Genomic DNA, 12,865 nt, shown 5'->3' on the forward strand with positions numbered 1-12,865 from the left:
TCACAATTCCCTGTAGGAGTGAGCCTGCTCGCGATGAGGCCTACGCAGGCAACACAACTCTATAAAGCAGACAAACAAAAACGCCCCGACAAAATGCCGGGGCGTTTTCATTCAAGCCTGAGGCTTAGCGCGGGAACGCTGGCGGATTCACATCAGCCATGTCTTCCATCACGCGAACCACCTGGCAGCTGTAGCCGAACTCGTTGTCGTACCAGACGTACAGAACAACGCGGTTGTCCTGCACGATGGTCGCTTCAGCATCGACCACACCGGCGTGACGCGAGCCGACGAAGTCAGTCGACACAACTTCCTGCGAATTGACGAAGTCGATCTGCTTGTGCAGCTCGGAGTGCAGCGCCATGTAGCGCAGGTACTCGTTCATCTCTTCACGGGTGGCGGCTTTCTCAAGGTTGAGGTTGAGAATGGCCATCGACACGTTCGGCGTCGGCACACGAATCGCGTTGCCGGTCAGCTTGCCGGCCAGCTCTGGCAGCGCCTTGGCCGCAGCGGTGGCGGCGCCGGTTTCGGTGATCACCATGTTCAGCGCGGCGCTGCGACCACGGCGATCGCCCTTGTGGAAGTTGTCGATCAGGTTCTGGTCGTTGGTGTACGAGTGAACGGTTTCGACGTGACCGTTGATGATGCCGAACTTGTCGTTCACAGCCTTCAGCACCGGCACGATGGCGTTGGTGGTGCAGGAAGCGGCGGACACGATCTTGTCGTCAGCGGTGATTTCACCGTGGTTGATGCCGTGAACGATGTTCTTCAGCTTGCCCTTGCCAGGCGCGGTCAGAACAACGCGGTCGATACCCGGGCAGGCCAGGTGCTGACCCAGGCCGTCGGCGTCACGCCATACACCGGTGTTGTCCACCAGCAGCGCGTCTTTGATGCCGTACTGGGTGTAATCCACCTCGGTCGGGTTCTTCGCGTAGATCACCTGGATCAGGTTACCGTTGGCGGTGATGGTGTTGTTTTCTTCGTCGATGGTAATGGTGCCGTTGAACGAACCGTGTACCGAATCGCGGCGCAGCAGGCTGGCGCGTTTGGTCAGGTCGTTCTCGGCGCCTTTGCGCACGACGATGGCACGCAGACGCAGACCGTCGCCACCACCGGTTTTCTCGATCAGGATGCGCGCCAGCAGACGGCCGATACGACCGAAGCCGTAAAGAACAACGTCAGTGCCTTTGCGGGCCGAGGCGTTTTGCTGACCAACCACGTCAGCCATCTCTTCACGCACGAATTGCTCGGCGCTGCGGCCGTTGCCTTCATTGCGGAATTTGAACGCCAGCTTGCCCAGATCCACCGACGCCGCGCCGAGCTTGAGCTCGCTCATGGCCTTGAGCAGTGGGAATGTTTCGTGGACGGAGAGTTCGCTGTCGTCGGAAGAACGGTGGCGAGCAAAGCGGTGAGCTTTGAGAATCGCGATGACAGACTGGTTGATCAGGCTGCGGCCATAGATCGAGCTAACCACGTTGTTATTGCGGTAGAGCTGACCGATAAGCGGGATCATCGCTTCTGCGAGTGCTTCACGGTCGATCCATTCACCAAGACACTGGTCGGGCTTCTGAGTCACGGTAACCTTCCACATGTAGGGGCAGAAAAAAGGGGCTACATTATGCCGCCGACAAGCCCTTTCAGCAATGCGCGCTTGTCGCGCAATCGGTAACAAAATCCCGTTCAAAAAATTTACGCCTTTCTCCAGCCCAGTAAAACCGGGGCTTTCAGCGCAGTCAATTTTTCGACGACTGTTAGACGATGTCTGTAACCCTCCGTAACACCGCCCGGTTTCGGCACTACATAACCACGAAAAAAGTGCCCGTTTTTATGGTTACCACTACATTTCGTCCAAACCGTGAAGATAGACGCAGTCTGCAACTGACAGGCGGCACCGGAGGCCGCTACAATTACCGACTTTGTCGCAACGCCTGGAGCTCAACCTTCCGTGCCTGTTCTGCGTCTACCGCTACTCCCTGCCGAAGCAGGTAAACAGCATTGGGGCAATCTGCCCGGTGCCGCCCTCAGCCTGGCGATTGCCGAGGCTGCCAGCGCTGCCAAGCGCTTCACCCTGCTGCTGACCGCCGACAGCCAAAGTGCCGAACGGCTGGAACAGGAGCTGAGTTTCTTCGCCCCGGATTTGCCCGTGCTGCATTTCCCCGACTGGGAAACCCTGCCCTACGACCTGTTCTCGCCGCACCAGGACATCATTTCCCAGCGCATCGCCAGCCTCTATCGCCTGCCGGAACTGGCCCACGGTGTGCTGGTGGTGCCGATCACCACCGCCCTGCACCGTTTGGCGCCGACCAAATTCCTGCTCGGCAGCAGCCTGGTGCTGGACATCGGCCAGAAGCTCGACGTCGAACAGATGCGCGCGCGGCTCGAAGCCAGCGGCTATCGCTATGTCGACACGGTGTATGAGCACGGCGAGTTCACCGTACGCGGCGCGCTGATCGACCTGTTCCCTATGGGCAGCAAGCTGCCCTATCGCATCGACCTGTTCGATGACGAAATCGAAACCCTGCGCACCTTCGATCCGGAAACCCAGCGTTCGATCGACAAGGTCGAGTCGGTCAAGCTGCTGCCGGCTCGTGAGTTCCCACTGCAGAAAGACGCAGTCACCCGCTTCAAGGCACGCTTTCGCGAGCGCTTCGACGTCGACTTCCGCCGCTGCCCGATCTTTCAGGACCTGAGCAGCGGCATCACCCCGGCCGGTATCGAGTACTACCTGCCGCTGTTCTTCGACGAAACCTCGACCTTGTTCGATTACCTGCCCCAGGACACTCAGGTGTTCTCGCTGCCGGGCATCGAGCAAGCGGCGGAAAATTTCTGGAACGACGTGCGCAACCGTTATGAAGAACGCCGCGTCGATCCTTCGCGTCCTTTATTGCCACCGGCCGAACTGTTCCTGCCGGTGGAAGACTGCTTTGCGCGCCTGAAGAACTGGCCGCGGGTCGTCGCCAGTCAGCAGGATGTTGAAAGCGGCGTGGGCCGTGAACGCTTCCCGGCGCACGCGCTGCCGGATCTGGCCATCGAAGCCAAGGCCACGCAACCGCTGGCGGCGCTGGCAGGTTTCCTCGAAGAATTCCCCGGGCGCGTGCTGTTCACCGCTGAATCGGCGGGTCGTCGCGAAGTCCTGCTGGAACTGCTGGAACGTCTGAAGCTGCGGCCGAAAACCGTCGACAGCTGGCCGGACTTCGTCGCCAGCAAGGATCGTCTGGCGATCACTATCGCTCCGCTCGACGAAGGTCTGCTGCTCGACGACCCGGCACTGGCGCTGGTCGCGGAAAGTCCGCTGTTCGGTCAGCGCGTCATGCAACGTCGTCGCCGCGAGAAGCGCAGCGACGTCAGCAACGATGCGGTGATCAAGAACCTCACGGAGCTGCGCGAAGGCGCGCCGGTGGTGCATATCGATCACGGCGTCGGCCGCTACCTGGGCCTGACGATTCTGGAAATCGACAATCAGGCCGCCGAATTCCTCACCCTCGAATACGCCGAGAACGCCAAGCTCTACGTGCCGGTCGCCAACCTGCACCTGATCGCACGCTACACCGGCAGCGACGATTCGCTCGCGCCGCTGCATCGCCTCGGCTCGGAAACCTGGCAGAAAGCCAAGCGCAAAGCCGCCGAGCAGGTGCGCGACGTCGCCGCTGAACTGCTCGACATTTATGCCCGTCGCGCCGCCCGTGAAGGTTATGCCTTCGCCGACCCGAAGGCCGATTACGCTACGTTCAGCGCCGGTTTCCCGTTCGAAGAAACTCCCGACCAGCAAGCCACCATCGAGGCCGTGCGCGAGGATATGCTCGCGCCAAAACCGATGGATCGCCTGGTCTGTGGCGACGTCGGTTTCGGCAAGACCGAAGTGGCCATGCGCGCCGCGTTCATTGCTGTGCACGGCGGTCGTCAGGTGGCGATTCTGGTGCCGACCACGCTGCTCGCCCAGCAGCATTACAACAGCTTCCGCGACCGCTTCGCCGACTGGCCGGTGACGGTCGAAGTGATGAGCCGCTTCAAGTCGGCCAAGGAAGTCAACGCGGCAATCGCCGATCTGGCGGAAGGCAAGATCGACATCGTTATCGGCACGCACAAGCTGCTGTCCGACGACGTGAAGATCAAAAACCTCGGGCTGGTGATCATCGACGAAGAACACCGTTTCGGCGTGCGCCAGAAGGAACAGCTCAAGGCCCTGCGCAGCGAAGTCGACATCCTCACCCTGACCGCTACGCCGATCCCGCGCACGCTGAACATGGCAGTGTCGGGCATGCGCGACCTGTCAATCATCGCCACTCCGCCGGCTCGACGCCTGTCGGTGCGCACTTTCGTCATGGAACAGAACAAGAGCACGGTCAAAGAGGCGTTGCTGCGTGAACTGCTGCGTGGCGGTCAGGTTTACTACCTGCACAACGATGTGAAGACCATCGAGAAATGCGCCGCCGACCTCGCCGAACTGGTGCCGGAAGCGCGTATCGGTATCGGCCACGGGCAGATGCGCGAGCGTGAACTCGAACAGGTGATGAGCGATTTCTACCACAAGCGCTTCAACGTGCTGATCGCCTCGACCATCATCGAGACCGGCATCGACGTGCCGAGCGCCAACACCATCATCATCGAGCGCGCCGACAAGTTCGGTCTGGCGCAGTTGCACCAGTTGCGTGGTCGCGTCGGTCGCAGTCACCACCAGGCTTACGCCTACCTGCTGACGCCGCCGCGCCAGCAGATTACCTCGGATGCGGAAAAGCGTCTGGAGGCGATCGCCAACACCCAGGACCTCGGCGCCGGTTTCGTCCTGGCCACCAACGACCTGGAAATCCGTGGCGCCGGCGAACTGCTCGGCGATGGTCAGAGCGGGCAGATTCAGGCGGTCGGTTTCACCCTGTATATGGAGATGCTCGAGCGCGCGGTGAAGTCGATCCGCAAAGGCGAGCAACCCAACCTCGATCAACCGCTTGGCGGCGGCCCGGAAGTCAATCTGCGGGTGCCGGCGCTGATTCCGGAAGATTATCTGCCGGATGTGCACGCGCGGCTGATTCTGTATAAACGCATCGCCTCGGCCACCGATGAGGAAGGGCTCAAGGATCTGCAGGTCGAGATGATCGACCGCTTCGGCCTGCTGCCGGAGCCGACCAAGAACCTGGTGCGGATCACCGCGTTGAAACTGCAGGCGGAAAAGCTCGGCATCAAGAAGGTCGATGGCGGGCCGCAAGGCGGACGCATCGAGTTCGAAGCGCAGACGCCGGTTGACCCGATGACCCTGATCAAGCTGATCCAGACGCAGCCCAAACGCTACAAGTTCGAAGGCGCAACGATGTTCAAATTCCAGGTGCCGATGGAGCGCCCGGAAGAACGTTTCAATACTGTCGAGGCGCTGTTTGAGCGCCTCATCCCGAAATCCGCTTGAAGGACGCCCGATGCGCCTGTTCCGCTCTCTGACTTTGTTGCTTGCCTCGCTCTTGATGACAGTGGCAGCACCAGCGGCGTTTGCCGATGACACGTATCAGGTCGAAATGATTCTGGTGCGCCAGAATGCCGTGCCCGCAATCGTCAGCCGCGCAGCGCCGGAAGACTGGGCCGCTGGCGCCCAGCGTTTGGGCAACGACAGCCAGCGCACGCCGGCGCTCAATGATGTGGTAACCAAACTCACGGCCAGTGGCGAGTACACGGTGCTGATGCACAAAGCCTGGCAGCAGAGCCTCGGCGAAGCGCCAGCGAAAGTCGCAGTCAGTGAAGGTCAGGAGCAGTTCGGCCAGTTCCCCATCGAGGGCACGCTGGAAATGAAACTCGGCCGCTTCACCGACGTGACCGCCGACTTCTGGGTCAATCAGATCGACGCCAATGGCCTGGTCACCGCCAGTGAGCGTCTGCGCCAGGACAGCCACACCAAGAACGGCCAGCTCAACTACCTCGACAACGGTCATCTGGCCTTGCTGATCAAGATCACTTCCCTCACCGCGCCAGCGCCGCGGGAAGCGCCTGAAGTCGTGCCGGACTGATCGAAGTCCTTATGCCGCCGCCCCTGAGCAAACCGCTGGCCCCGTCGTGGGTCAGCCGATTCAAAGAACAGAGTCTGGAGCGCGGCCGTCGCTACGCTTTGGAGAATCGGGTGCGCATCGCCCAGGTCGGCGATGCGACCATCACCGCCAGTTGCGAAGGTTCTGGCGGCAGTGTCTACCGGCAGACTATCCATCTGCGCGAGTCAGCCAAAGCCACCCTGCTGCTGGTCGACGCCACCTGCACCTGTCCGGTGCGCAGCAACTGCAAACACTGCGCTGCGGTGCTGCTGAAAATCCAGGAAACCCTCGACTACCCCGCCGCCGCGAAAGATGCCGAACTGCTGGAGAAACTCCAGGCGGTGCTGGAAAACCGCAGCCCGAAAGCGCCGCCGCAAGTGCTGGTGGACAACGTGCAGCCGGTGCCGCGCCTGTGGCTGGCCAGTGTCGAGTTCAGCGCTTTCGAGCCGCGTAATGGCAAGATGCAGCGCTACATTCAACACCGCGCGGCGCTGTCGTTCAGCTATCTGGACGAATACGTCAGCGGGCAAAAGCACAGCGATATCCTGATCCGTCAGGAAGCCCAGACCTTGCGGATAAAACGCCACCCGGATGTTGAACAGTCCTACCGCGAGCAGTTAAGAATCCTCGGGTTTCGCATCGCCACAAGGCAGAGCAAAGCTCTGCCGGAAAGCGCCGGCGAACTCTACGAAATGGTCAACGACAGCGCCTGGCTGACCTTCACCCTCAACGATCTGCCGAAGTTGCGCAGCCAGGGCTGGGAGTTGCAGATCGATGAAGAATTCGGCTTCGACCTGACCGCCGTCGACGACTGGTACGCCACCGTCGAACAGGCGCCGGAGCGCGACTGGTTCGATCTGGAACTGGGCATTATCGTCAACGGCGAACGCCTGAGCCTGCTGCCGATCCTGCTCAATCTGATGCGCTCGCACACCGAGATCCTCAACCCGGAACGCCTCGCCCGTCGTCGCGATGACGAATTGATTCTGGTAAACATTCCGCAACGCACCAGCGAGCACGGCCCGTTGCAGGTGGCGCTGCCGCTCGGCCGCTTGAAGCCGGTATTGATGACGCTGGGCGAGTTCTATTTGCAGGAGCCGGGCGAAACCACCCTGCGCCTGAGCAAGGCTGATGCCACCCGACTCAATTCGCTGGAAGGGCTACCGCTGCTGTGGGAAGGCGGCGAGCAGATCCGCACCTTCGCTCAGCGCCTGCGCGACATCCGCGATTTCAGCGCCGAAGCGCCGCAAGGCTTGAACGCAACGCTGCGCCCCTACCAGCTCGAAGGCTTGAGCTGGATGCAATCGCTGCGGCAACTGGAAGTCGGCGGGATTCTTGCGGATGACATGGGTCTGGGCAAAACCCTACAGACCCTGGCGCATATTCTCACCGAGAAGAACGCCGGACGCCTCGATCGCCCGTGCATGGTGGTGATGCCGACCAGCCTGATCCCCAACTGGCTCGACGAGGCCGCGCACTTTACTCCGCAACTGAAAGTACTCGCGCTGTACGGCGCCAGCCGCAAAAAGCATTTCGACAATCTCGCCGACTTCGATCTGATCCTGACCACCTACGCCCTGCTGCCCAAGGACGTCGAGCGTCTGGCCAAACAGCCGCTGCACGTACTGGTGCTGGACGAAGCGCAGTACATCAAGAATCCCAACAGCAAAGCCGCCCAGGCCGCGCGCGAGCTGAATGCGCGCCAGCGCCTGTGCCTCAGCGGTACGCCGCTGGAAAACCACTTGGGTGAGCTGTGGTCGCTGTTTCACTTCCTGCTGCCGGGCTGGCTCGGCGACGTGAAGAGCTTCAATGCCGACTACCGCGTGCCGATCGAAAAGCGCGGCAGCGAAGTCAGACTGCAACACCTCAACGGTCGGATTAAACCGTTTCTGCTGCGCCGCACCAAAGAGCAGGTCGCCACTGAGCTGCCGCCGAAAACCGAAATCATCCATTGGGTCGAACTCAACGAAGCGCAGCGCGATGTGTACGAAACCATGCGCCTGGCGATGGACAAGAAAGTCCGCGACGAGATCACCCGCAAAGGTGTGGCGCGCAGCCAGATCATCATTCTCGAAGCACTGCTCAAGCTGCGTCAGGTCTGCTGCGACCTGCGTCTGGTCAACGACGCCACCCTGCCCGCACGCGGCAGCACCTCGGGCAAACTCGACAGCCTGATGGAAATGCTTGAGGAATTGTTCGAAGAAGGTCGGCGGATTCTGCTGTTCTCGCAATTCACTTCGATGCTGTCGTTGATCGAGGACGAACTGAAAAAACGCAAGGTCGCCTATGCCCTGCTCACCGGCCAGACCCGTGACCGGCGCACCCCGGTAAAGGAATTCCAGAGCGGCAAGCGTCAGATCTTTCTGATCAGCCTGAAGGCTGGCGGTGTCGGTCTGAACCTGACCGAAGCCGATACGGTGATTCACTACGACCCGTGGTGGAACCCGGCGACCGAGAACCAGGCCACCGATCGGGCCTATCGCATTGGCCAGGAAAAACCGGTGTTCGTGTACAAGATGATTGCCCGGGGAACGGTAGAAGAGAAGATTCAGCACCTGCAGAAGGAAAAGTCCGACCTCGCCGCGGGCGTGCTCGATGGGCGCAAGGCCGGAGACTGGAAGTTGCAGAGCGATGACATCGAAGCGCTGTTTGCGCCGTTGCCGGACAAGATCGACAAGCGTTGAAATCGTCGTCGCCGGTTGGATAGTTATTGCGAGCAGGCTCACTCCTACAGTTTGAAATGCGTTCCCCTGTAGGAGTGAGCCTGCTCGCGAAAGGCATCACCTCGGTCAAACGATTGAAACCGAAGCTCAATCCCTGGAAACCGGCAACGGCGCAAACAACGCTTCGATATCACTCTGTTCGAGTTTGAATCCCCCCGTCGTGCCCCCCTCAAGCACCGCCCCGGCCAGCGCAGCCTTCTCCTGCTGCAACGCCTGGATCTTCTCCTCGACGGTGCCTTTGGCAATCAATTTGTAGACGAACACCGGATTGTTCTGGCCGATACGATAAGCCCGATCAGTCGCCTGATTCTCCACGGCCGGGTTCCACCACGGGTCGAAGTGAATCACCGTGTCCGCCGCCGTCAGGTTCAGACCGGTACCGCCGGCCTTGAGACTGATGAGGAACAACGGCACCTTGCCGCCCTGAAAATTCTTGACTGGCGTGCGCCGGTCGGTGGTGTCGCCGGTCAGCAACGAATAACCGAGCCCACGCTGCTGCAACTCCTCCTCGATCAGCGCCAGCATCGAGGTGAACTGGGAGAACAGCAGAATTCTGCGACCTTCACCGAGCAATTCTTCAAGCATCTCCATCAGGCTGGTCAGCTTGCCGCTGCCCGAGCGCAACGCCTTCGCCGTGAGCGGCATGTTGATCAAGCGCAGATCGCAGCAGACCTGACGCAGCTTGAGCAGCGCATCGAGAATGATGATCTGACTGCGCGCCACGCCGCTGCGGGCGATTTCGTCGCGGACCTTTTTGTCCATCGCCACGCGCACCGTTTCATAGACGTCGCGCTGACCATCGCTGAGTTCGACCCAGTGAATGATCTCGGTTTTCGGCGGCAACTCGGTAGCGACCTGATCCTTCTTGCGCCGCAGCAAAAACGGCTTGATCCGCGCCGTCAGGTGCTGCATGCGCTGCACGTTGCCGTGCTTCTCGATCGGTGTGCGGTAATCGCGGTTGAACGACTTGCTGTCGCCGAGCCAGCCGGGCATGAGGAAATGGAACTGCGACCACAGCTCCCCGAGGTGGTTTTCCAGTGGCGTACCGCTCAGACACAAGCGCTGACGGGCCTGCAAGTCACGTGCGGCCTGTGCGGCTTTGCTCAGCGGGTTCTTGATGTTCTGCGCTTCGTCGAGAATCAGTACGCTCCACGCCTGCGGCTGCAACGTTTCCAGATCCCTGGGCAGCAATGCGTAAGTGGTCAGCACAAGGTCGTATTCGGCGAGATTGGCGAAGTCTTTTTGCCGCCCGGTGCCGTGCAGCGCCAGGACTTTCAACTGCGGCGTGAAGCGCTCGGCTTCATCAAGCCAGTTGGGAATCAGGCTGGTCGGCATCACCGCCAGTGCCGGGCAATCGAGGCGCCCGGCGTGCTTTTCCGTGAGCAGGTGCGCCAGGGTCTGCAGGGTTTTGCCCAGGCCCATGTCATCGCCAAGAATGCCGCCGACCTCCAGCTCGCGCAGGGTTTGCATCCAGTTCAAGCCTTCGAGCTGATACGGGCGCAGTTGCGCATTGAGACCGGCCGGCGCAGCAACGTGGGCGTGACTGGAATTCTGCAGGCGCCTGGCAAAAGTCCGCAGGCGTTCGCCGCCCTGCCAATCCAGCGGCACGCCATCGAGCATACTCAGGCGCGCGGCGTCTGGAGCGGTCAAGCGCAGTGCATCGCCCTGATGTCCGCCCAGGTACAGCTCGCCCAGCGTCGCCATCAGCGGTTTGACCCGACTCAGCGGCAACGCGACCTTGGCACCCGCCTGGTCGCCAAAACCGTTGGGCTTGAGTTCGATCAGGAGTTTTTCGTCATCGCTGCGTTGCGCCAGATTGACCGGGTCGAGCAAGCGCGGCTGGGTGCGCAGCAGATGCAGAAGGATCGGCAGCAAGCTGTAGCGCTCGCCATTGACGACGATGCCCAACTGCAAATCAAACCACTGATGTCCGGCCTCTTCTTCGACCTCGGCGTACCACTGTTCAACCGGTTGCACATTGAAATGGAAGCCGGGACTGATCTCGATTTTCCAGTCTGCGGCGCGCAGTGTGGCAAGCCCTTCGTGCATGAATCCGAGCCAGGCGGAATCATCCGCCAAGGTAAACATCTCGCCGGGACGATCCATGGCGCTCTTGCGCGTGGCTTTTTTGAAGCCGTGCTTTTGCAGGCTCTGGCGCAGCTTCTTTTCCAGCGCAGGCTGGCGTTGAATGCGCTGGGTTTCACTGCCATTGAGGATCATCACTTCCGGATTACGATCCACCGCCGGCTGACCGTTGTAGGTAAACACCAGAGCGGCGCGGTGCTCCAGAACGTATTCCCAGCGCGAACGCTCCCGGCCGCTGACCAGTGTCAGTAGCGGCTGCGGGAGCACGTCATCGATGATTCGTTCGGTGAGCTTGTGCGGCGGCGGGATTCTGCTCGTCGCGCTCATGCGATGACTGAACTGCATGGCCTGACGCGCCGGAATGTCAGGAGCCAGGGTCAAGTGGCAGGCTAGTTTTTCTTCCAGCTCAGTGAACAGCGGGCCAACCTGGCGCTGCTCGCGATCGAGGTAATAAAGCGGCTCCAGCGCCAGCACGGTTTCCTGTACGGCTTCGGCACTGCTCCACTGCGCGCGGAAGCCGCCGTCGGCCCGCTCGGCCCAAGAGAACTGGCCCACGCGTTTCGCGCCCGGCGTCAGGGGCTGCAAGTCTTCGAAGTCGAGGAACAGGCGCGAGGTGCGCAGGAGCATTTCCAGCAGTTCGGCGCCACTGCTGCCTTCCAGCGGATAGCCGCTGTAATAGGCGTGATGGGAGTGCATGGCGACCAGCAGCCTGGCGACGCGCAGATCCAGCTCGGACAGGTAGCCGGGCTGGCGCATGAGCATGTCCGAGAGCGAATACATCGGTTTTACTTCGCGCAACTCGCCGCTCTTGAGCTGATAGACCTTGAAAATATCGAGCAGCCACTTGCCGTTCGCAGGCGTCGGTTTGAGCTTGTAAAACAGACGCGTGCCTGCGGTTTGCGCACTCTCTTCAGCAGGCTTGGCCGGCACGGGAATTGTCGACAGCCAATGCTCCAGGGCCCGGCCCAAGGGGACCGCTGCGTCACTTTCAGACGTATCGTCGTCAGTGCCCTGCAGGTGATAGAGCACCGCTGCACAATGCTTGCAATCGATCGCAACGGGACAGGTACACAAGCACCGCAAATTAACCGTTCCCAGGCGATCTTCGGACAGGTAGATGCTTTGCTCATACGCCTGAAGTTCCGAACCGACACAGAACGCCTCGATCTTTTTGTCATCGATTTCGATGATCTCGACCCGGTCATCGGCAGCATAAGCGCGGGCTTTGGCCAACGCCTTGCTAGTGAATGCGTGGGTCCATATCAGCCCTTTAAGCCGCTCGATGAAAATGCTCACGGACAGTCCTTAGCTGGCCAGCACCCGTGCCAACGTAGATTTCACCTTGCCCATGCCATCGTGCAGTGCCTGCTCGATTTCGGCCATGGTGATCACTTCTGTGGTCTTGCCCGCGGCTGGATTCACCACCAGTGCGAGACAGGCGTAATCCAGATCCAGCTCACGGGCCAGGGCGGCTTCCGGCATGCCGGTCATGCCAACGATGTCGCAGCCGTCACGTTCCAGTCGGACGATCTCCGCGACCGTTTCCAGACGTGGGCCCTGGGTGCAGGCGTACACGCCCTGATCGCTGTATTCGCAGCCTTCAGCGGCGACCGCGGCAATCAGTTGCTGACGCAACGGCTCGCTGTAGGGAAAGCTGAAATCGATATGAGTGACGTGTTCCAGATCATCGGCGAAATAGGTGTGCTCGCGCCCGCTGGTGTAGTCGACGATCTGATGCGGCACGCAGAAATGCCCGGTGCCCATGGCCGAATGAATCCCGCCGACCGCATTCACTGCGATGATCGCTTCGGCACCGGCCTGCTTCAATGCCCAGAGGTTGGCGCGGTAGTTGACCTTGTGTGGCGGAAAGCGGTGCGGGTGACCGTGACGGGCGAGGAACAGCACTTCCTTGCCAGCGTACTCACCAATCTGCACTTCGGCCGAAGGCGCACCGTAAGGAGTGTCGACTGCCAGCGACTGGCGGATGCTCAAACCTTCGAGCTGAGTCAGGCCGGTGCCACCGATGATTGCGTAAACGGTCATAACGAAAAATCC

At 60.7% G+C, this 12,865-nt stretch carries 6 protein-coding genes; 3 read left to right on the forward strand and 3 right to left on the reverse strand.

Annotation, left to right across the window (positions count from 1 at the left end):
- Nucleotides 1-124: 124 nt before the first annotated feature.
- Complete coding sequence (locus AEQ63_RS25940; protein ID WP_016775482.1) at nucleotides 125-1,588, reverse strand: glyceraldehyde-3-phosphate dehydrogenase; 1,464 nt, start codon at nucleotides 1,586-1,588, stop codon at nucleotides 125-127.
- Between the two features lie 354 nt (nucleotides 1,589-1,942).
- Here AEQ63_RS25940 and mfd point away from each other — a divergent pair, with 354 nt between their 5' ends.
- From mfd to AEQ63_RS25955, 3 genes are read left to right on the forward strand one after another with little or no spacing between them, the layout of a single operon-like run.
- Complete coding sequence (gene mfd / locus AEQ63_RS25945; RefSeq protein WP_024013632.1) at nucleotides 1,943-5,392, forward strand: transcription-repair coupling factor; 3,450 nt, start codon at nucleotides 1,943-1,945, stop codon at nucleotides 5,390-5,392.
- A 10-nt stretch (nucleotides 5,393-5,402) separates the two neighbouring features.
- Nucleotides 5,403-5,984, forward strand: coding sequence for a CsiV family protein (locus AEQ63_RS25950; RefSeq protein ID WP_042609042.1), 582 nt, complete (start codon nucleotides 5,403-5,405; stop codon nucleotides 5,982-5,984).
- Nucleotides 5,985-5,995: 11 nt separating this feature from the next.
- Nucleotides 5,996-8,686, forward strand: coding sequence for a DEAD/DEAH box helicase (locus AEQ63_RS25955; protein ID WP_042609041.1), 2,691 nt, complete (start codon nucleotides 5,996-5,998; stop codon nucleotides 8,684-8,686).
- 126 nt (nucleotides 8,687-8,812) lie between these two features.
- Here AEQ63_RS25955 and AEQ63_RS25960 read toward each other — a convergent pair whose 3' ends face one another.
- Nucleotides 8,813-12,106 carry a DEAD/DEAH box helicase gene (locus tag AEQ63_RS25960; protein WP_064365359.1) on the reverse strand — a complete coding sequence of 1,098 codons (3,294 nt, stop codon included), beginning with the start codon at nucleotides 12,104-12,106 and terminating at the stop codon, nucleotides 8,813-8,815.
- Between the two features lie 9 nt (nucleotides 12,107-12,115).
- The gene (locus AEQ63_RS25965; protein WP_064365360.1) at nucleotides 12,116-12,853 is read right to left on the reverse strand and encodes an S-methyl-5'-thioinosine phosphorylase; all 738 of its coding nucleotides are present in this window, start codon (nucleotides 12,851-12,853) and stop codon (nucleotides 12,116-12,118) included.
- Nucleotides 12,854-12,865 lie beyond the last annotated feature (12 nt).

The sequence above is a fragment of the Pseudomonas sp. RIT-PI-o genome, from assembly GCF_001297215.1.
GTDB classification, from domain to species: domain Bacteria; phylum Pseudomonadota; class Gammaproteobacteria; order Pseudomonadales; family Pseudomonadaceae; genus Aquipseudomonas; species Aquipseudomonas moraviensis_A.

Coding starts and splice junctions, on each gene's coding strand:
- AEQ63_RS25940 (WP_016775482.1), bottom strand. CDS start 1,588: ATGTGGAAGGTTACCGTGACTCAGAAGCCCGACCAGTGTCTTGGTGAA.
- AEQ63_RS25950 (WP_042609042.1), top strand. CDS start 5,403: ATGCGCCTGTTCCGCTCTCTGACTTTGTTGCTTGCCTCGCTCTTGATG.
- AEQ63_RS25955 (WP_042609041.1), top strand. CDS start 5,996: ATGCCGCCGCCCCTGAGCAAACCGCTGGCCCCGTCGTGGGTCAGCCGA.
- AEQ63_RS25965 (WP_064365360.1), bottom strand. CDS start 12,853: ATGACCGTTTACGCAATCATCGGTGGCACCGGCCTGACTCAGCTCGAA.